Below are 19,729 nucleotides of genomic sequence, written 5' to 3'. Positions count from 1 at the left end.
GCCGTGTACTCGTGGATCTGGCGCAAACTGCCGTTCGGGCTGCCCGGCAAGCTGATCGGCTCGCTGGTGCTGGCCACCGCCACCGTCGCGCTGCTCTGGTTCGTGGTCTTCCCGTGGGCCGAACCGCTGCTGCCCTTCGACGACGTGCAGGTCACCCAGGACTCCGGCGTACCGGGTGACGGCGGGATCACCGAACCCACCGGGCTGCCCGGCGAGGAGGAGCTGCCGTACAGCACCGAGACGAACAACGCCCCACCCTCCACCCCGAACAGGTGACCCCGATGCGCGTACTGGTGATCGACAACTACGACTCGTTCGTCTTCAACCTCGTGCAGTACCTCGGCCAGCTCGGCGCCGACTGCGAGGTGCGGCGCAACGACGAGATCGACGTCGCCGAGGTGGGCCGCGCCGGCGCCGCCGGTGTCCTGCTGTCACCCGGTCCGGGCAGCCCGGACCGGGCCGGCATCTGCCTGGACGTGATCCGCGAGTACGCCGGCAAGCTCCCGATCTTCGGCGTCTGCCTCGGTCACCAGGCGATCGGCGAGGCGTTCGGCGCGACGGTCGCCCGCGCGCCGGAACTGCTGCACGGCAAGACCTCGGAGGTACGCCACGACGGCGTGGGCGTGCTCGCCGGGCTGCCCGATCCGTTCACCGCCACCCGCTACCACTCGCTGGCCGTACTGCCCGAGACGCTTCCCGACGAGCTGGAGGTCACCGGCCGGACCGCTTCCGGCGTGGTGATGGCGATGCGGCACCGCACGCTGCCGATCGAGGGCGTGCAGTTCCACCCGGAGTCGGTGCTGACCGAGGGCGGTCACCTGATGCTGGCGAACTGGCTTGCCGCCTGCGGCTTCCCGGCGGCGCTGGAGCGCGCCCCGGAGCTGGCCGCCGAGGTCGACGCCCGCCGCCGGGCAGCCTTCTCCCCAGCCTGACGCCCCGCGTCCCGCCCCACCCCCGCGCGTCCCCGCCCGCCTCCCTCTCCGTCGATCATGAAGTTGGCGGGGACAAATCGGGCGCTCAGTGCCGCTAACTTCATGATCGACGCGGAAACGGGGGCGGCGGCGGCCCCGGGGATCGGGGACGCCGCCGCGGCGGTCGGTCAGGTGGTGGTCAGCGGTCGGTACGTGTCGGCGCGATGGGCGGGAACGGGAAGCCGCTGCCGCCGCCGTTACCGCCGCCACCGTTGCCCGGTGTGCTCGGGGAGGTGCTGGGCGAGCCGCTCGGCGTCGGGGTCGTCGGCTCCTCCTCCTCGCGCGGCACGTCGACCCGGATGGTCACCCGCTCGCCCTTGGCCAGGCTGGTCCCGGCGCGGGGCGACTGGCTGCTGACCTTGCCCGCCTCGGCCGGGTCGACCTCGTCGCCCTCCTCGACCCGGACCTCGTAGCCGGCCTCCTTGAGCCGCTGCTTCGCCTGGTCCTCGGTGTAACCGCGGACGTTCGGCACCTCGCTGACGTTGCCCCGGGAGACCTTGAGTGTCACCTTGCTGCCCTCGGCGACCGGGCTGCCCTCGTTGGGCGAGACGGCGATGACCTGGTCCTTCGGCGCGCTGTTGTTCACTTCCTCCACCACGGGAACAAGATTCTGCTCACGCAGACGCGACTCGGCGGCGCCGACGGTGCTGCCCTTCAGGCCGGTGGGGACGTTGACCTGGCCCGGGCCGGTGCAGACGTTGACGGTGACCTCGGTGTCCTTCTCCACCCGCTGGCCGAACGACGGGCTCTGGTCGACCACCGAGCCCTTCTCGCAGGTGGTGTTCTGCACCGGGTCGCCCGCGGTGAACCGCAGCCCCGCCTGGGTGAGCGCCGCCTGCGCCTCGGCCTGTGAACGGCCCACCAACTGCGGCACCGAGACCTTCTCGTTGCCGGCCTGGTTGAGCCAGAGCGCGGTGCCGAGCGCGATCACCGCGAGCACGCCGAGCGCGGCGAACGCGGCGATCACCCAGGACGAGCTCTTGCGCTTGCCCGGGTCGCCGACCCGCGCCACCGGCTGCTGGCGGGTCTGCGGGCCCATCATCTGGGTCTGCTGCGCCTGGTGGTATCCGCCGCCCGCGGCGGCGCCCATCGGCATGGTCTCGTCGGCCGGCATCACCGGGGTGGCGAGCACCGGCCGGCCGGCGGCGGCGCGGAGCAGGTCCGCCCGCATCTCGCCGGCGCTCTGGTAGCGGTTGAGCGGGTTCTTCGACAGCGCCTTGAGCACGATGGCGTCGACAGCGGGGTTGACGTCCGGGTTGATCGTGCTCGGCGTCGGCGGCTGCTCCCGTACGTGCTGGTAAGCGACGCTGACCGGGCTGTCCCCGACGAACGGCGGGTGGCCGCAGAGCAGCTCGAACAGCACGCAGCCGGCCGCGTAGACGTCGGAGCGGGCGTCGACCGCCTCGCCGCGCGCCTGCTCCGGAGAGAGGTATTGCGCGGTGCCGATGACCGCGCTGGTCTGCGTCATCGTGGTGGCGCCGCTGGCCAGCGCCCGGGCGATGCCGAAGTCCATCACCTTGACCTGGCCGGTCTGGGTGAGCATCACGTTCCCGGGCTTGATGTCCCGGTGGATGATCCCGTGCCGGTGGCTGAACTCCAGCGCGGCGCACATGTCGGCGCAGATCTCCAGCGCCCGGCGCGGCTGGAGCCGCCCCTCGACGCCGAGGACCTCCTTGAGGGTCCGGCCGTTGACGAACTCCATCACGATGAACGGCAGGGTCTCGCCCGTGGGAGCGGTCTCCTCGCCGGTGTCGTAGACGGCGACGATGGCCGGGTGGTTGAGCGAGGCCGCGTTCTGCGCTTCGCGGCGGAACCGCATCTGGAAGGTGGCATCCCGGGCCAGGTCGGCACGGAGCATCTTGATCGCGACATCCCGCCCGAGCCGGAGGTCCCGGCCGCGGTGCACCTCGGCCATGCCGCCGTAGCCCAGCAGCTCGCCGACCTGATACCTGCCACCGAGCAGGCGGGCCTGCGCTGTCATCGCGTCTCTCGTCCTTCGCTCGTCGTCGTACCGCCGCCGGCCGGCAGGAGGCGTACCTCACGACGGTACGACGTGCGGACCGGATAGTCGCCTCCGTACGGCTGCACCGCGCCGGAGGTCACGCTCACACTCGCCGGAGCGGATGCGGTAGCACCGTATTTCCGGTACAGGAACGAAATCACGCCCGAGCAGAGGATGACCAGTACGGCCACCACGATCGCGGTCGTCCACAACCCGGACCGGGAGCGCCGGGGCGGAGCGGCGGCGGGCGGTCGCGCGTACCCCAGGGGGTTGTGCTGGGGCACGGGGCGTGGCTGCGGCACGGGGGCCGCGCCGCGCGGCGCCACCGGCGGGCGGGGCTGCGGAGCGGGGTGCGCGACCACTGCCGGGCGCGGCGCGGCGAGCGGCGGGTGGGCCGGGGACACGGGCGGCCGGGGTTGCGGACGGGGGGCGGCGGCCGGCGGCTGCGGACGCGGCATGGCGGTCGGCACCTGCGCCCGCGCGACGGGCGCGGCCGGCGAGGCGGGTACGCCGGAGATCGGGTGCCCGGCGCGTGCCGCCTGGGAGAGCGCGAGCTTGGCCTGCCGGGCGATGCTCGCCAGCGCGGCGGCGCTCGGCCAGCGCGCGGCCGGGTCCTTCGCCATGGCCCGCTCCACGATCGCGCGGACCTGCGGTGGGATGTCGGGCGGAAGCGCCCGCGGAGCGTCCCGCACGTGCTTCATGGCGATTTCGAGGGGGTTGTCCCCCTCGAACGGGCGGCGGCCGGCCAGGCACTGGTACGCGACCACGCCCAGCGCGTAGACGTCCGAGGCGGGGGTGGCGACAGCGCCGGTGGCCTGCTCCGGCGAGATGTACGAGGCGGTGCCGAGCACCGAGCCGGCGGCGGTGAGCTGGCCGACCAGGTCCGAGCGGGCGATGCCGAAGTCGGTGAGCACGAGCGTGCCGTTCGGCCGGACCAGCAGGTTGCCGGGCTTCACGTCGCGGTGCACGATGCCCTTCTCGTGCGCCGCGTGCAACGCGTCGGCGGCCTGCGCCAGCAGCGCCATCGTGCGCGCCGGGGTCAGCCGGCCGACGCGGCTGAGCGTGGCGGAGAGCGCGTCGCCCTCGACGTACTCCATCACCAGGAACGCGATGTGCTGGTCGCTGCCGAAGTCGTAGACGTCGACCACGCCGGGGTGGTTGATGGTGGCCATCGTCCGGGCCTCGCCGCGGAACCGCTCGGCGAAGCCCGGTTCGTCCAGCAGCGCCGGGAGCAGGCTCTTGACCGCGACGGTACGGCCCAGCACCTGGTCGGTGCCGCGCCACACGTCGCCCATGCCACCGCTGGCGATCCGCTCGTCGAGGCGGTAGCGGTTGCCGAGCTTGACTCCCGGACCGAGCACGTCAGCGCCTCCCGGAGTCGGCGATCGCCGCCGCCATGATCCGGCCGGCGATGCGGGCCGCCTCGGCGCTGCCGCCGCTGCCCGCCTGCTCCAGCTCGACGCAGACCGCGGAGAGCGGCGTGCCGTCCTTGTCCAGGGCGAAGCCGATGAACCAGCCGTGGTCCGGGGTGTTCGGGCCGGACTGGGCGGTGCCGGTCTTGCCGCCGACCACGAAGCCGTCGATGGCGGCTCGGCGGCCGGTGCCCTCCTTCACCACGTTCTGCATCATGTCGCGCAGGTCGGCGGCGACCTGGCCGCTGATCGGGCGGCGCAGCTCGCGCGGCTGGGCGGCGTCGTAGACGGTGGTGCGGTCCGGCCCGAGCAGCTGCTTGACGAGGTAGGGACGCATCTGCTTGCCGTCCTTGTTGGCCACCGCGGCGGCGATCATCGCGCCCTGCAACGGGGTCATCCGCACGTTGTTCTGGCCGATCGACGACTGCGCCAGCGCGGCCTGGTCGGTGCTGCCGTCCGGGTTCTGCATGTCGCCGGTGCGGCTGGCCGCCACCGGCAGGCCGCCCTCACCGAGCTGGCCGACGGTGAGGTCCTCCTGCTCGAAGCCGAACTGCTTCGCCTTCTCCTTGACCTTGTCGGAGCCGAGGCGGACGCCGAGCTGGGCGAAGCCGGTGTTGCAGGACTCGGTCACCGCCTCGCGCAGCGTCACCTGCGACTCGGGGCAGATCGACGGCGCGGCGTTGCGGATCGGCTGACCGGCGCCGGGCGCGGTGTAGCTGGAACCGGCCGGGATGCGGGTCTGCTGCCCGACGCCGTTCTCCAGCGCCGCCGCCGCCATGACGATCTTGAAGGTGGAGCCCGGCGGCAGCGTCTCGGACAGCGCCCGGTTCGCCAGCGGCCGGTCCTTGTCCTTCTCCAGCGCGTTGTACGCCCGGTCCGCCTCGGTGCTGTCGTGACTCGCCAGCGGGTTCGGGTCGAAGCTCGGCATGGAGACCAGCGCCTGCACCGCGCCGGTACGCGGGTCGATCGCGATGGCCGCGCCCTTGGTCGCGCCGACCTGGTTGTCGTTGAGCTGCTTGTACGCCGTCTGCTGGGCACCCTTGGACAGCGTCAGCAGCACGTTGCCGCCGCCGGTCTCGTCACCGGTGAACATGTCCTTGATCCGGCTGGCGATGAGCGCGTCGCTGGTGCCGGCCAGGAAGTCGTTCTCCACCCGCTCGATGCCGCTCGCGCCGCCGTTGACCGGCTTCCAGCCGAGCACGTGCGCGTACATCGCCCCGCCCGGGTAGGTGCGCTGGTACTTCAGCTCACCGCCGGTCTCCTTGCTGACCGCGTACGCGGTGCCGCCGACCTCGATGTTGCCGCGCTTGCGGTCGTACTCGGCGACCTGGACCCGGCCGTTGTAGTCGCTGTTGCGGTACTCGTCGGCCTTGTAGGCCTGGATCCAGTTCAGGTTCGCGAACAGCAGCCCGAACAGGACGATCACGACAACGCCGACGCGGCGCAGGGGGGCGTTCACGGCCGGATCACCTCCGTCGGGGCGCCGTGCAACTGCTCGGGCGGACCACCGGCCGGCCGGGCGGCCGGGCCACCACCGCCGGTCACCGGGCGACGGGCGCCGTCGGAGACCCGCAGCAGCAGGGCGATCAGCAGCCAGTTCGCCATCAGCGAGGAGCCACCGGCGGACAGGAACGGGGTGGTCTGACCGGTCAGCGGGATGAGCTTGCTGATGCCGCCGACGATGACGAAGACCTGGAGGCCCAGCGTGAACGCCAGACCACCGGCGAGCAGCTTGCCGAACGAGTCCCGTACCGCCAACGCGGCGCGCAGGCCCCGCTCCACGATCAGCAGGTAGATCACCAGCAGCGCGGAGAGACCGAACAGGCCGATCTCCTCACCGATGCCGGCGAAGATGAAGTCGGTCTGCACCTCGGGCAGCAGCGCCGGCTGGCCGCCGCCCGGCCCGGCACCGAACAGGCCGCCGGTGCCGAGCGTGAGCAGGCCCTGCACCAGCTGGTAACCCCTGTCGTACGGCTCGGCGAACGGGTCCAGCCAGATCTGCGCCCGGTCGTAGAAGTTCGCGAACGGGCCGCCGACGGTGCTGCCCAGCAGGTACGCCAGGTAGGCGCCGCCGAAGAACAGGATCAGACCGATGAGCAGCCAGCTCACCCGCTCGGTGGCGATGTAGAGCGTCACCACGAACATGCCGAAGTAGAGCAGCGAGGTGCCCAGGTCCTTCTCGAAGATCAGGACCAGGAGGCTGATCAGCCAGACCACGAGCACCGGGCCGAGGTCGCGCCCGCGCGGGAAGTCGATGCCGAGCACCCGCCGGCTGGCGAGCGAGAGCACCTCGCGCTTGCGCACCAGGTAGTAGGCGAAGAACGTGAGCAGGGCCAGCTTGGCGAACTCACCCGGCTGGATGGAGAAGAACGAGCCGAACTTGATCCACAGCTTGGCGCCGTTGATCTCGGAGAACCGGCTCGGCAGCACCGCCGGGATCATCACCAGCACGATGCCGGCCAGGCCCAGCGTGTACGCGTACCGGGACAGCGAGCGGTGGTCGCGCAGGATCGCCAGCAGCCCGGCGGCCAGCATCACCGCGAGCAGCGTCCAGGCGAGCTGCCGGCCGCCGGTGCCGGCGAAGACGGCCAGGTCCTCCCGCTCGGCGGGCGTGGCCTTGGCCAGGTCGTACCGCCGCAGGAAGCCGACCCCGATGCCGTTGAGCAGCGCCACCGCGGGCAGCAGCGCCGGATCGGCGTACGGCGCCAGCCAGCGGATCACCAGGTGCAGGCCGAGGAAGACCAGCCCCAGCGCGGCGGCCGGGATCCAGAAGTCGGGCGTGATCGTGTCCAGCGCCTTCGCCTCGACCATCGCCGCGTACGCCGCCACGAGCACCATGGCGAGCAGGAGCAGGGACAGCTCGGCGTTACGCCGAGACCGGGCCAGGCGTACGCCGGACTGCTCGCCCGTCGAAGCGGGCGAGGCGGCCGGTACGGCGGCTGCGGTCACGGATACGTCCTCGGGATCGAGCCGGCACTCACTCCGGCGACCGGCAACCCGCCGGGTCGGCCGGCGGAACGGTGTCGGAGGGTACGGCGTCGGGCGTGATGGTCGACGTCGGCGACGGCGCGCCGGGGGTCGGTGAGCCGGCAGGCGGCGCGGACGGTGTGGGGCTGCCGCTGGCCTGCGGGTTCAGCGCGCCCGTCGTCGTCACCGGGGTCGGGCCGGTCACACCGGGCGACGGGTCGGGCGGGCAGAGCGGCTTGAGGTTCGGGTTCGCCGGGTCCTCGCTCGTCAGCTCCGCCAGCCGGCGCTCCGCGTCCGGCTCGTTGCGGGCCTGGATACCCTGCTTCACCCGTTCCTGGGCGGCCAGGGTGAGGTCGTCGAGCCGGGCCTCGCTGCGCTCGTGCACGTTCGACAGGTCCAGCCCGGCGACCTGGCCGGGCACCCCACGGAAGACCGCGAGCTGGCCGTCGTCGGTGGCGCCGACGTAGTACTGCCGCTGGGTGTACGTCCACCCGCCGAACGCGCCACCGCCGACGATCACCGCGAGCGCCAGCACCATGGCGGCGGTACGCAGCGGCCGGCGGCGACGCCGCTCGGGCTCGTCGTCGCGGTTGTCCACCGGCTCCTCGGGCGCGGGCGGCCGGGGGGCGGACAGCGCCGAGGCGCGGGCCGCCGGGGTGGAGTCGTCGGCCGAGGTCGCCATGCCCCGGTCGCGGGCGGCGGCGCCGCCGACGATCGGGGACGCCTCGACGATGTCCTGGTCGGTGGCGTCAGCGATGATCACGGTGATGTTGTCCGGGCCGCCGCCGCGCAGCGCGAGCTGCACCAGGCGTTCCACGCACCGCTGCGGGTCGGGGTACTCCCGCATGGTGTCCGCGATGGTCTCCGCGCTGACCACGCCGGAGAGCCCGTCGGAGCAGATCAGGTAGCGGTCACCGGGCAGCACCTGGCGGACGCTGTACTCCGGGTCGATGTCGCGGCCGTCGAGCGCCCGGGTGAGCAGCGAGCGCTGGGGGTGGCTGCTCGCCTCCTCCGCGCTGATCCGGCCCTCGTCGACGAGCATCTGGACGTACGTGTCGTCCTTGGTGATCTGCGCGAACTCGCCGTTGCGCAGGAGATAGGCCCGCGAGTCACCGATGTGGACCATGCCGAGCTTGCTGCCGGAGAAGAGGGTCGCGGTGAGCGTCGTGCCCATCCCCTCCAGCTGCGGGTTGGCGTCCACGGTGTCGCGGAGCTGCTGGTTGGCGGTGCCCACGGCGGAGCGGAGCGCGTCGACCAGGGCGTCACCGGGGACGTCCTCGTCGAGTGGCGCCATGGCACCGATGACGATGTTGCTGGCGACGTCACCGGCGGCCATGCCGCCCATGCCGTCGGCCACGGCGAGCAGCCGCGGTCCGGCGTAGACGGAATCCTGGTTGCCGTCTCGGATCAGACCGCGGTCGCTGTGGGCCGCGTAGCGCAGGGTCAGAGTCATGGCCGTAATTCGAGGGAAGTGCGGCCGATCCGGATCGGCACGCCGAGGGGGACGGGGGTTGGTCCGGTGACCTTAGCGCGATCGAGATAGGTGCCGTTAGTCGATCCGAGGTCCTCGACGTACCACTGCCCGTCGCGGGGCACCAGCCGGGCGTGTCGCGCCGAGGCGTAGTCGTCGGTGATCACCAGGGTCGAGTCCTCCGCGCGGCCGATGGTGATCTGGGCCTCCCCGAGCGTGATCCGGGTGCCGGCGAGCTGACCGGCGGTGACCACCAGCTGGTGGGCGGCCCGGCCGCGCTTGGCCTTCGCCGGCTTCCCCGGCTGCCCGGTCGACGCGCCGATCCCCCGCGGCGCGGCCACGAGCCGGCCCGACCGGGCGCCGGCGAAGAGGTCCCGGCGGATCACGCCGACCACCGTGAACACGAAGATCCACAGCAGGATCAGGAACCCGAACCGGGCGACGGTGATGACGAGTTCCGGCAACGCGGATCAGCCGTCCACGCGGAAGGTCAGCGTCGTGGTGCCGAGCTGGATCATGTCGCCGGGGTTGAGGGCTACCGCCGAGACCCGCTGGCCGTTGACCATCGTGCCGTTGGTGGAGCCCAGGTCGGTCAGCACCACCTGGCCGCCGTCGAAGTCCAGCCGGGCGTGGCGCCGGGAGATGCCGACGTCGGGCAGGCGCAGGTTGGCCTGGTCGCCGCGGCCGATCACGGTCGAGCCCATCTGGAGCGGGTAGGTGCGGCCGTCGCCGGAGACCAGGCGGACGTTGCGGCCGCCGCCGTGACCGGGCGGAGGGCCGTAGCCGCCACCCTGGTCGTACGCCGGGTACGCCGGGCCGGCGTCGTAGCCGCCGGGCGCGGAGACCGGGGCGACGTCCCCACCGGTGTAGACCTCGGCGGTGACCCGGAACATGCCGGTGTCCAGGCCCTCACCACGTTCGACCTCGACGATCACGTCGCCGTAGACCGTCCACGCCTGCTCGCCGATGAACTCGGCCTGCGACTGGGCCAGCTCCTGGGCCAGCGCCGCAGCGTACGGCGCCAGCCGACTGTGGTCGTAGGGCGAGAGATCGATCACGTAGCGGTTGGGCACAAGGGTGCGCCCACCGGCCAGGATCGCCTTGTGCGCCTCGGCCTCCCGCTGCATGGCGTTGAGGATCTCCACGGGGTGGACCACCCCTTTGAAGACCTTGGCGAAGGCCCCCTCGACCAGGCCTTCCAGACGCTTCTCGAAGCGTTGCAGCACGCTCACCGGCTCCTCCTCGGGTCCCGAGGCAATGATGGTATCCGGACACCGCCTCCGCAGCTCACACGCCGCTCGGCCGGCTGCCGTCGGCCCGTTCGTGACCAGGCCCGCGGACGTGCTAAAGTTTCGCCCGCCACGAGCGGTGATCGTTCGTGGCGTGGCCAGTGGACAGCGTAATATGTCCCGGCACCCGCCGCAGATGGCGGGCGCGGGATGCGATATGGTGTTCCGGGTCGTGCCACGGGGATGTGGCGGAATGGCAGACGCGCACGGTTCAGGTCCGTGTGTCCGAAAGGACGTGGGGGTTCAACTCCCCCCATCCCCACCAGAGCAAGGGCTCCGCACATCGCGGGGCCCTTGCTTCGTATCGGGGCGTTCCGGACGTCACGCTATGCTCCGATGGTTTCCCTGCCTCCCACGGACCAGGAGTGGCGTGTGACTGTCGCGTTGGTGACCGGTTCCGGCGGTCTGATCGGCTCCGAGGCGGCCCGGCACTTCGCCGGACTGGGTCTCGACGTGGTCGGCATCGACAACGACATGCGGCGGTACTTCTTCGGCGAGGACGGCTCCACAGCCTGGAGCCTGGACCGGCTCGCCGCCGACCTCGGCTCCGCGTACACCCACCACGCCGTCGACATCCGCGACCGCGACGGGCTGGAGCAGGTCTTCAAGCGGTACGGCAAGGACATCGCCGTGGTGATCCACAGCGCCGCCCAGCCGAGCCACGACTGGGCCGCCAAGGAGCCGTTCACCGACTTCGACGTGAACGCCGGCGGCACGCTCAACGTGCTGGAGAACACCCGGCGGCACGCGATCGACGCGCCGTTCATCCACTGTTCCACCAACAAGGTGTACGGCGACCGGCCGAACTCGCTCCCGCTGATCGAGCTGGAGACCCGCTACGAGCTGCCCGAGGACCACCGCTGGTACGACGGCATCACCGAGGACATGTCGATCGACGAGTCGCTGCACTCGATCTTCGGCGCCTCGAAGGTCGCCTCCGACGTGATGGTCCAGGAGTACGGCCGCTACTTCGACATGAGGACCGCCTGCTTCCGGGGCGGCACGCTCACCGGGCCGGCGCACTCCGCCGCCGAGCTGCACGGCTTCCTGGCGTACCTGATGCGGTGCGTGATGGAGAGCCGGACGTACAACCTCTTCGGCTACAAGGGGAAGATGGTCCGGGACGCGATCCACTCGCACGACGTGCTGACCGCGTTCGAGGCGTTCTTCCGCGAGCCGCGCTCCGCCCAGGTCTACAACCTCGGCGGCGGCCGGCACTCGAACACCTCGCACATCGAGGCGTTCCGGATCGCCCAGGAGATCACCGGCCGCGAGGCCCGGATCAACTACGTCGAGCAGGCCCGCACCGGCGACCACCAGTGGTACGTCAGCAGCATGGCCCGGTTCGAGGAGCACTACCCCTCCTGGAAGATCACGTACGACGTGCCGATGATCCTGCGCGAGATCTACGAGGCCAACGTCGACAAGTGGGTGCCGAAGGCATGACCACCGGGACCAAGCGCAACGTGCTCGGCGTCGGGGTCGACGCCACCGACTACACCCGGGCCACCGAGGCCGTGGTGGCGGCCGCGCACGAGCGCCGCCCGCTGGCGCTCACCGCGCTCGCCGTGCACGGCGTGATGACCGGCGTGCTCGACCCGGCGCACAACGCCCGGCTCAACTCGTTCGACGTGGTCACCCCGGACGGGCAGCCGGTGCGCTGGGCGCTCAACCTGCTGCACGGCGCCGGGCTCACCGACCGTGTCTACGGGCCGGAGCTGACCCTGCGGGTGCTCGCCCGGTTCGCCGAGGAGGGGCTGCCCGTCTACCTCTACGGCTCCACCGAGGAGACGCTGTCCCGGCTCGTCCCGGCGCTGGAGCGCAAGTTCCCCGCGCTGAAGATCGCCGGAGTCGAGCCGTCCAAGTTCCGTGCCGTCGCGCCGGGCGAGGACGCCGAGATCGCCGACCGGATCCGGGCCAGCGGCGCCCGCCTCGTCCTGGTCGGGCTGGGCTGCCCGCGCCAGGAGGTCTTCGCGTACGCCATGCGCCCGCTGCTGGACATGCCGCTGATGGCCGTCGGCGCGGCCTTCGACTACCACGCCGGCCTGCTGCGCAACCCGCCACCGTGGATGCAGCGCGCCGGGCTGGAGTGGTTCTGGCGGCTCGGCCTGGAGCCCAAGCGCCTGTGGCGCCGGTACGTCATCCTCAACCCGGCCTACCTGGCCCGGCTCGCGGCCCAGAAGACCGGCCTGTGGAAGGCCACGCCGCCCGCGCCGGCCACCGGGCGTCCCGCCACGTTCGACGTCTGACCCCCACCCCTACGGGCAGGGGTACGGGACGAACCGGGGTGCCGTCCCGGATTCGGCGGACGCCGGAACGGGCAAGGCTAGGGGGCATGGATGACCGTCTGGCCCTGCTGCTTCCCGTCGCCGCCGTCTGGCTCGCCGCCGGACTGGTCGCGGAGGCCCTGCCCGGCATCGACCGCGCCCGGGCGCTGCGCCGGCGTACCGGATGGTTGTCCGCCCTGGTCCTGACCGGCCTCGCGCTCACCGCGGCGGTCCTCGCCGCGGGCCTGCAGAGCGCCGGCGACACCACAGTGGACCGGGCCGCCGCCGCACTCGGCGTCGCCGCGGTGCCGGCGGCCGTGGTGGCGATCTGCACGGTACGGCGGGTCCGGCGGCTGCGGTCCGGCGCGGGCGCGTTCGCGACGGCGCCGGGAACGCCCGCCCCGCACGGGCTGCGCGCGGCGGCGGCGCACCCGCTGATCGCGCTGCCGCTCCAGGCGACGGCGATCGCGGTGCTGGTGGCGGTGCTGCCGGCGGTCGGCGTCGACCTCTTCGCCGCGCCGGGCGTCGCCGGACCGGTGATCACCGTCGGGGTGCTCGGCGTGTGCGCGATCGGAGTACGCCACGCGCTTCGGCACAACCGGCTCGCCGAGCGGGCGATGCCGGCCGCCGAGGCGGTGTCAGCGCGACCGGCTCGCGCCCTGCACGTATAGCAGTTCCAGGATCGCGCGGGTCGCCTCGAACCAGCGGTCCAGCCAGCCGGGCGGAGGCACGCTGCCCTTCGGCGGCAGCTCCATCAGCAGGCCGCGCAGCAGCGGGTGGTCCACCAGGGACTCCTGCTGCTCGACCGGCCAGCCGCTCGGCGGGAAGGACGGCTCGGTCAGCGGGTTGGGGTCCAGCGACGGCAGCGACAGCGGCGCCGCGGCCTGCTCGGGGACGCCACCCTCGCGGGTGTCCTCGCCGTCACCGGAGACCACCTCGGTGAGGACGGTGTCCCGGCGGGCACCCCGGTACTTGCCACCGAAACGCTCGGGCTTGCCCGGGCCGCTGGTGAGGTTCTCTGAACCGATCGTCGTCATCCGTCTCGCCTGCCTTGTTCGGTTGCCGATCCGTGCGGTTCAACGAGGCGGATCGGAACTGGCGACGGGTGCCCGGCGCCGCGCGGGCACCCGGACGCGAATGGTCCCGCCCGGCGGCGCTGCCGGGCGGGACCACATCTCGGTGCCGGTCAGCTCCGGCCGAACACGCCGTTCCGGGCGCGGGCGACGAAGGCGTGCCAGTCGCCCGGAGCGAAGACCAGAGCCGGGCCGGTCTTGTCCTTCGAGTCCCGCACTCCGACCGCCCCGGTCACGTACGCGACCTCGACGCAGTTGTCGCAGTTCGGCCCGCTCTTCGAGCTCTTGAACCACGTCGCCTGCGTCAGGTCCACGGGGAACTCCTTGGTCGCCATTTCCACAGTGGCTCCTCTGCCAGTTTCGCGATGTGTGCGATGGACTCCTCCGGGCGCATGGCTGCTGCTCGAATGTGATCGAAGATGAAGCTGTACTTCTGCAGTTCGTCACTCTTCTCCAGGAAGAGCCCACCCGTGGCGTTCTCCGCGTACACGACATCGGGATCACTCGGCTCGGGGAAGCTGAGGATCGTGAAGGTCCCGTCCATGCCGGCGTGCGCTCCCACCTCGAAGGGCAGGACCTGCACTGTCACGTTCGGCAGTTCGGCCACCTCCACCAACCGCTTGAGCTGGCCACGCATCACCACGTCGCCGCCAACCGGCCGGCTCAGCACCGCCTCATCGAGCACCACCCACAGATCGACCGGATCGTCCTGCGTCAACAACGACTGACGGCCCAGACGGACACGCACCCGAGTGTCGACCTGTTCGTCGGTGAAGTCCGGCCGGGCCGCCCGGATCATCGCGCCGGCGTACTCCTCGGTCTCCAGCAGACCCGGCACCACCTGCTGCTCGTACGCGCGGATGGAGCTGGCCGCGGCCTCCAGGCCGACGTACGCGCCGACGAGCACCGTGCTGTACGGATGCCACCAGCCCTTCTGCCGGGCCTCCCGGGCGATCTGCACCAGCTCGTCGCTCTCCGCGCCGACCACCCCGTAGATGCGGAGCATGTCGCGTACGTCGCGCGGGGTCGCCGTGGTGTGGCCGGTCTCGATCCGGGAGATCTTGGACGCCGAGCACTCCAGCTGCTCGGCGACGACTTCGATGGTGATGCCCGCCGCCTCCCGCTGCCGGCGGAGTTCCGCCCCCAGCCGGCGTCGCCGGATGGTGGGGCTGCGCCGTTCGCTCACGGAGTCTCCTCAGTTCGCGACTGCGGGGCTCGCAGGACCGGCTCACTCCTCGCACTCACGGAGTCTCCTCAGCTCGCGACTGCGGGGCTCGCAGGACCGGCTCACTCCTCGCACTCACGGTGCCACCTCAGCTCGCGACTGCGGGGCTCGCAGGACCGGCTCACTCCTCGCGCTCACGGTGCCGTCCATCGGCTTGCGGGAACACGCTTCACAGTCACCCGGCTACCTCCGGTCGGTCGCGCCCCGGTTCGGCTCCCACCGCGGGCGCGACCGGCGGGCGGCGGGTGTGCGTTCGCGGCAGGGGTGGTGCCGGTCGTCGACCGGCCGCGACGGGCGAAACCGGCGTCCAGTGTGCCGCTCCGATACCTGACGCTTCAAGTTTCGGTGTTTGCGTGTCCGACTCACCTATCAGCAAAACTCGACGTGCAACTTGCATGTCGCACGTCCCTGATGCAGTCTGTCCGTATGGCACGGGTTACTCACCGTCTTCGCTTGATCTCCGGGAGTGGTGACACCACGATCCGTGGGACGGCCGGAGGGGAGCCGTCCCGCGCCGTGAGACCTGCCCCGGAATGAAGACCCCGTCGCTGCACGTCAGCTTGGCTGCGGCGGCGGGAGCGGTAACCGGGAGCAGCCGGGTGATGGTCGGGTGGCGGTCCGCCACCGCGGGTACGGCCCGACCAGCACCGACCCACCGACCGCCGGTCCACGAGGCAGACCCCCCGTCACCGGACCGCACCGACCCCCGTTCGCCTCGCCGGTCCCGCCGGCCGAACTTCCCAGGAGCCCATGTGCTTCCCCGCTCCGGTGACGTACTGCACGTGACACGCGCGGCGAGTGTCCAGTTCCTCCGACCGATCATGTTCCGGGTGATCCGGGTGCTCGACTGGCCGACCTACGACGGTTGGCTCTGGCTCGACGGCTACGAGTTGAACGCGGCGGGGGACGCGGTCAACCGAAGGTCGATCTTCGTACACCAGGAGGGGTTGCGGCAGCTCCAGGCCGCGCCGGCTCCGCGTCAGCACACCGTGCGGACGGCCCGCCGCCCCGTGGTCCGGACCCCGGTCCGGGTCGGCTGACCTCACGATTCCCGGTCGGGAGGGCGTGCCGTCGCCATAGAATCGGTACGCCCACCCCGGCATGTTCCACCCCGCGCGCCATGGACCCTGAACCTGGGATGGTCATGGTCAACTTGCCCGCCGCGCGCCGGCACCACCGGTCCCGTATCGGCTATGCCCTCGGGCTCTTCCTCTTCCTCGTCACCGCGACCGCCCTCGCGCTCGCGGTACGTCATCCCGCCTTCTCCGCCACCCAGCAGCTCGCCGAGCCCGTACCGGCCCCGGAGATCACCGTGGCCGGCGAGGAAGGCCGGTCGGGGTCCGACGCGGCCGGGTCCGACAACGCCGGGTCCGGTCCGGCCGACTCCGATGCCGCCGGCTCCGATGCCGCCGACTCCGACGAGCCGGACGACGAGGGCGGCTGGGCCGGCGCCGACCCGGCGGAGGACGAGGACGAACCGGCCTCGGGTGCCGGGGGCGGCGAGGGCGCGCTCGCCGAACGGCCCACCGACACGACCGACAACCTTAGCCGGTCGCTGTTCTACTCCGGGCTGCTCGGGCTCGCCATCTCGCTGGCCGGGCTGGGTCTGGTCGGCACCCGCAGACGCCAGTGGTGAGTCAGGGGCGCATCAGGGCGTGGTGGTCGTCGCCGGAGCCGATCCGAAAGTGCTCGGCCCTCTCGTCGGCGGCGCGGGTACGGCCACCACGATGGTGACCCGGTCGTCCTCGCCCACCGGGTAACCGGCCTCCGGATCGGTGGAGATCACCGTGCCGGCGGGGCGGTCCGACGCCCGCCGCTGCACCCGGTAGTCCAGGTCCAGCCGGTCGAGCGCCGCCCGGGCAGCCGCCTCCGGCAGCCCCACCAGCGGCGGCATCGGCACCTCGACCGGTGCGGTCGTGGCCGGGGGCGTACTCGGCGGTGAGCTACTCGGCGCCGCACTGGTCGGCGCGGCGGTCGTCGGGGCGGCGCTCGTCTGCGCCGAGATGCTCGGCACCGCTGGGCCCGGATCGGAATTCCGGTCCGCGGCACGCAGCGCCAGCCACACCCCCACCCCGATCAACCCGAGCAGGAGCAGCGCCAGGATGCCGAGCAGGATCGGCATCCACCAGCGGCGCCCGGCCTGCTCGTCGCCGTACCACTCGGCCCCGGGCTCGGGATAGCCCGCCGGCCGTGGTGGCGGCACCCCGGCCCGGCCGGACCAGGCGCCCACCGGTTCCTGCGGGGCGGTGGCGTCGAGCGGACGGCGCGGACCGCCCTGCCCGGCGGGGCCGCCCGGTCCTGCCACCCCGCCCTGTCCTGCCGGTGCGCCGGGCAACGGGCGGGTGGCGTCGCCCGCGTTCCGTGGCATGGCGCGGGTCGCCTCCACGTCTTCCCCGGCTGCATTCCGCGGCATCGCCCGCGTGGCGTCCACGTCCTCGCCGGCTGCGCCCCGGGGCATGGCGCGGGTGGCGTCCGCATCCTCCCCGGCCGCGTTCCTCGGCATCGCCCGCGTGGCGTCCGCGTCCGGCTCGGGAGGCGACGCTCGGGACGGGTCGGCGTCTGCACCGGCCGCGTCGCGAGGCATCGCGCGGGTCGCGTCGGCGTCCGGGGGCAGCGCCCGGGTCGCGTCCGCGTCACCGGCGGGCGGTTCCTGACGGTCGTCGCTCATGGCACGTCCTTTCCCCCACCGGGACGGGGCGCACGGCCCTCGATCGTCCACCGTAACGGTCCCCGGCGACACCGGCTGGGATCAGCGCGCCGCGCCCGTCAGGGAGTCGGCGACGGGGAGACGGTCGGCGGCGTGGACGCCGTGTCGCCGCAGGTGAGCGTCACCTGGTCGTTCCACCGGGCGGTGCCACCGGCCACCGGCTCCTGCGCCGTGACCGGACCCTGGCGTCCGGTGGCGTACCGGGGATAGAGCCCCGCCTCCACCAGGTCGTCGGCCGCGTCGGAGCAGGACAGCGTGCTCACGTCGGGCACGGTGACGGCCGGCGCCGGCCCGGCGACCCACACGGTGACAGTGGTGCCGCGCTTCACCGGGGTGCCGGGAGCCGGTGAGGTGCGCTCCACGGTGCGTCCGGCGCCCGTACCGAACACCAGGCGCCAGCCGAGCCGGCGCTCGCGCAGGTCCCGGCGGGCCTGCTCGAAGTCCACGCCCACCACCTCGGGCACCGTGAGCCCGGCCGGGGCGCTGCTGCGCGTACCGGTCGGCCGGGCGGTGGCGGTCGGCGGCGCTGTGGTCGCGGAGGCCGATGTGGACGCGGCATCGACCGGTGCGGCGTCGCCGGGTGTGGCCGGGCGCTCCGGCTCACCGGCGAGGATCCACCCGACGCTGGCACCGATCACTGCCAGCAGGATCACGGCCACGCCACCGCCGAGGAGCATCCTGCCCCGCCCCGGTCCGCCGCCGTCGGCTACCGGTTCCCGCTCGTCCGTCATGCTCCCCGCCCCGATCATCGACGACCGTATCCGTTGCTGCGGAACGGTCACGGCCTGTCGTCACGACTCGCCGCGCCGACCTCGGGACGTTACGCTCCCCGGCATGGTCAGACGGGGCTGGGGAGGATCGACAGCCGCCGCGCTCGGCGTCGCCGCCGGCGCGGGCGCCGCGCAGCTCGGTTTCGGGTACGGGCTGGGCATCATCAACTGGGCGCCGGCCGGCGCGGTACGGGCCGAGGCGGCCTGGGTGGCGAGCCTCGCCTGGGCGACCTGGATCGCGGCGACATCGGTCATCGTCGGTGCGGTCTGCGCCCAGCGCCTGCGCGGGAGCGACGACGAGCCGCGGGGCACACTGCCCCGGCTCGGCCTGGCGCTCGCCGCGGGTGCCGGCGCGATCGTCACCGTGCTGCTGGTGGCGGTTCCGGCGCGGGCGGCACGGGTGCCGGACGTCTCCGCCCCGCAGGTCGTCGCCGCCGCGTACGCGGGTGCGGGGCTGCTGCTCGGTGTGCTGCTCGCCGTCTGGGCACTGCACACCCGGGCCGCCGCCACGAACCTGATCGCCACCACCGGCTGGCTCTGGCTGCTCGCCGTGGTGTCGGTGGTCGACGGGGTGGTCGCCGGTCGTGGCCTGACCACCGCCCAGCTCGGCATCTGGCAGATCAGCGCAGACCGTGGCGCGTTCTGGATCCGCGACTACTTCTACTGGCCCGGGGCGCTCCTGTCAGTGCTCTCCGCCCTGGTGATCGGCCTGGTGGCGGCCCGCCGAGCCGCCCGTGCACCCGAGATCCGGGTCGGTGCGGCGGCCTCCGGGGCGGCCGGGCCGCTGCTCGTCGCGCTGGCGTACCTGCTGGCCGTGCCGCGCCTCGCCGGGATCGCCGCGGAACAGTTGTCGGCCCATCTGATCGCCCCGTACGCGGTGATCGCCGGTGTCGGCGGTTCGATGGTGATGGCCGCGCTGGCCCAGCGCGGCGAGCGCCGGAGCGCCGAGCGGGTGACACTGCCACGGCAGCGCACCGGCGAGCCGGACGAGATCAGCGGGGATGCCGACCCGGCCCCCACAGACCCGACCGAGGCGGACCCGCAGTCGCCGCCGGGCACCTCGAAGTCGGACACGAAGGCTGCGGGCCGGTCAGGCACGTCGCCGTCGGGCACCTCGAAGTCGGGCACGCCGGCTGCGGGCCGGTCGGACAAGTCGGCGGCGAGCGGATCGGCTTCGGGCCTGTCAGACACCCCGGCGTCGGGCCGGTCCGTGCCGGACGGCTCCGCGTCGGGCCGGTCGGCGTCGGGCCTCGCCGACCAGGCGACCGCGCCGGACAAGGCACCGGACACGTCGGTCGGGCCGAGCCGGAACACCGGGGTGGAGGACGGACCGGGCACGGCATCCGGCCGGACGGACACCGAGCGGGGTCGTGCCACCCGGTCCGCCACCGGCCGCCGGGGCCGGGCCATACCACCGCAGCGGCAACCCGAGGCATCCGAGCAGGCCGTCCCCGCAGGACCACACGACGGAACGAACCCGCAGGACGACACCCCGTCCCCGGGCAAGCCTTCCCCAACCGACCCACCGACCACCGACACCACCCGCCGCCGAGGCCGCTGAGCCCTCCCCACACC

Annotated in this window: 20 protein-coding genes and 1 tRNA gene; 9 read left to right on the top strand and 12 right to left on the bottom strand. The window is 72.8% G+C overall.

Annotated features, from left to right (window positions below):
* The first annotated feature begins 3 nt into the window (after positions 1–3).
* Together M8C11_RS18535 and M8C11_RS18530 are read left to right on the top strand one after the other, a co-directional pair.
* On the top strand, positions 4–276 hold the full coding sequence (locus M8C11_RS18535) for a hypothetical protein (RefSeq protein ID WP_091413694.1): 273 nt from the start codon (positions 4–6) through the stop codon (positions 274–276).
* A gap of 5 nt (positions 277–281) precedes the next feature.
* Positions 282–932, top strand: coding sequence for an aminodeoxychorismate/anthranilate synthase component II (locus M8C11_RS18530; RefSeq protein ID WP_114919202.1), 651 nt, complete (start codon positions 282–284; stop codon positions 930–932).
* 178 nt (positions 933–1,110) lie between these two features.
* On the opposite strand, the gene pknB is transcribed toward M8C11_RS18530, so the two are convergent.
* From pknB to M8C11_RS18495, 7 genes are read right to left on the bottom strand one after another with little or no spacing between them, the layout of a single operon-like run.
* On the bottom strand, positions 1,111–2,952 hold the full coding sequence (pknB, locus tag M8C11_RS18525; RefSeq protein ID WP_252451382.1) for a Stk1 family PASTA domain-containing Ser/Thr kinase: 1,842 nt from the start codon (positions 2,950–2,952) through the stop codon (positions 1,111–1,113).
* Positions 2,949–4,334, bottom strand: a complete 1,386-nt coding sequence (locus tag M8C11_RS18520) for a serine/threonine-protein kinase (RefSeq protein ID WP_120572425.1) — start codon at positions 4,332–4,334, stop codon at positions 2,949–2,951. Before M8C11_RS18520 ends, pknB begins: the two co-directional genes overlap by 4 nt.
* A gap of 1 nt (position 4,335) precedes the next feature.
* Positions 4,336–5,844 (bottom strand): penicillin-binding protein 2, encoded by a 1,509-nt coding sequence (locus M8C11_RS18515; protein WP_252451370.1) that lies wholly within the window; start codon positions 5,842–5,844, stop codon positions 4,336–4,338.
* Positions 5,841–7,334 (bottom strand): FtsW/RodA/SpoVE family cell cycle protein, encoded by a 1,494-nt coding sequence (locus M8C11_RS18510; protein WP_120572427.1) that lies wholly within the window; start codon positions 7,332–7,334, stop codon positions 5,841–5,843. Before M8C11_RS18510 ends, M8C11_RS18515 begins: the two co-directional genes overlap by 4 nt.
* A 28-nt stretch (positions 7,335–7,362) precedes the next feature.
* Complete coding sequence (locus M8C11_RS18505) at positions 7,363–8,805, bottom strand: PP2C family serine/threonine-protein phosphatase (RefSeq protein ID WP_252451340.1); 1,443 nt, start codon at positions 8,803–8,805, stop codon at positions 7,363–7,365.
* Positions 8,802–9,287 carry an FHA domain-containing protein gene (locus M8C11_RS18500; protein WP_013283305.1) on the bottom strand — a complete coding sequence of 162 codons (486 nt, stop codon included), beginning with the start codon at positions 9,285–9,287 and terminating at the stop codon, positions 8,802–8,804. The genes M8C11_RS18505 and M8C11_RS18500 overlap by 4 nt, the downstream gene beginning before the upstream one ends.
* A gap of 6 nt (positions 9,288–9,293) precedes the next feature.
* On the bottom strand, positions 9,294–10,082 hold the full coding sequence (locus M8C11_RS18495) for a DUF3662 and FHA domain-containing protein (protein ID WP_026267912.1): 789 nt from the start codon (positions 10,080–10,082) through the stop codon (positions 9,294–9,296).
* Between the two features lie 209 nt (positions 10,083–10,291).
* Between M8C11_RS18495 and M8C11_RS18490 the strand changes: the two genes are divergently transcribed.
* From M8C11_RS18490 to M8C11_RS18475, 4 genes are all read left to right on the top strand, one after another.
* A tRNA-Leu gene (locus M8C11_RS18490) sits at positions 10,292–10,377 on the top strand.
* Between the two features lie 71 nt (positions 10,378–10,448).
* Positions 10,449–11,558 (top strand): NAD-dependent epimerase/dehydratase family protein, encoded by a 1,110-nt coding sequence (locus M8C11_RS18485; RefSeq protein WP_252451336.1) that lies wholly within the window; start codon positions 10,449–10,451, stop codon positions 11,556–11,558.
* The gene (locus M8C11_RS18480; RefSeq protein WP_091413677.1) at positions 11,555–12,361 is read left to right on the top strand and encodes a WecB/TagA/CpsF family glycosyltransferase; all 807 of its coding nucleotides are present in this window, start codon (positions 11,555–11,557) and stop codon (positions 12,359–12,361) included. The genes M8C11_RS18485 and M8C11_RS18480 overlap by 4 nt, the downstream gene beginning before the upstream one ends.
* Positions 12,362–12,447: 86 nt before the next feature.
* A complete protein-coding gene (locus M8C11_RS18475; RefSeq protein ID WP_252451330.1) occupies positions 12,448–13,050 on the top strand; it encodes a hypothetical protein in 603 nt (200 codons plus the stop codon).
* Here the strand turns inward: M8C11_RS18475 and M8C11_RS18470 are convergent.
* From M8C11_RS18470 to M8C11_RS18460, 3 genes are all read right to left on the bottom strand, one after another.
* On the bottom strand, positions 13,018–13,416 hold the full coding sequence (locus tag M8C11_RS18470; protein ID WP_091413673.1) for a hypothetical protein: 399 nt from the start codon (positions 13,414–13,416) through the stop codon (positions 13,018–13,020). The two genes, M8C11_RS18475 and M8C11_RS18470, sit on opposite strands and share 33 nt — an antisense overlap.
* 149 nt (positions 13,417–13,565) lie before the next feature.
* Positions 13,566–13,787 (bottom strand): DUF397 domain-containing protein, encoded by a 222-nt coding sequence (locus M8C11_RS18465; protein WP_013283299.1) that lies wholly within the window; start codon positions 13,785–13,787, stop codon positions 13,566–13,568.
* Entirely contained in the window at positions 13,757–14,638 is an 882-nt protein-coding gene (locus tag M8C11_RS18460) for a helix-turn-helix transcriptional regulator (RefSeq protein ID WP_091415989.1), read from the bottom strand. The genes M8C11_RS18465 and M8C11_RS18460 overlap by 31 nt, the downstream gene beginning before the upstream one ends.
* A gap of 791 nt (positions 14,639–15,429) precedes the next feature.
* Here M8C11_RS18460 and M8C11_RS18455 point away from each other — a divergent pair.
* Positions 15,430–15,717: a hypothetical protein gene (locus M8C11_RS18455; RefSeq protein WP_120572432.1), complete on the top strand. Its 288-nt coding sequence runs from the start codon at positions 15,430–15,432 to the stop codon at positions 15,715–15,717.
* A gap of 98 nt (positions 15,718–15,815) precedes the next feature.
* On the top strand, positions 15,816–16,313 hold the full coding sequence (locus M8C11_RS18450; protein ID WP_252451616.1) for a hypothetical protein: 498 nt from the start codon (positions 15,816–15,818) through the stop codon (positions 16,311–16,313).
* A 12-nt stretch (positions 16,314–16,325) separates the two neighbouring features.
* On the opposite strand, the gene M8C11_RS18445 is transcribed toward M8C11_RS18450, so the two are convergent.
* Together M8C11_RS18445 and M8C11_RS18440 are read right to left on the bottom strand one after the other, a co-directional pair.
* A complete protein-coding gene (locus M8C11_RS18445; RefSeq protein WP_252451316.1) occupies positions 16,326–17,345 on the bottom strand; it encodes a PASTA domain-containing protein in 1,020 nt (339 codons plus the stop codon).
* Between the two features lie 98 nt (positions 17,346–17,443).
* A complete protein-coding gene (locus M8C11_RS18440) occupies positions 17,444–18,115 on the bottom strand; it encodes a PASTA domain-containing protein (protein ID WP_252451305.1) in 672 nt (223 codons plus the stop codon).
* 103 nt (positions 18,116–18,218) lie between these two features.
* Here M8C11_RS18440 and M8C11_RS30730 point away from each other — a divergent pair, with 103 nt between their 5' ends.
* Positions 18,219–19,715 (top strand): hypothetical protein, encoded by a 1,497-nt coding sequence (locus tag M8C11_RS30730; RefSeq protein WP_374668658.1) that lies wholly within the window; start codon positions 18,219–18,221, stop codon positions 19,713–19,715.
* The last annotated feature ends 14 nt before the right edge of the window (positions 19,716–19,729 follow it).

It is taken from the genome of Micromonospora sp. CPM1 (assembly GCF_023896895.1).
GTDB lineage: Bacteria > Actinomycetota > Actinomycetes > Mycobacteriales > Micromonosporaceae > Micromonospora > Micromonospora tulbaghiae.
This window is presented reverse-complemented; position numbering and strand designations above follow the sequence as displayed.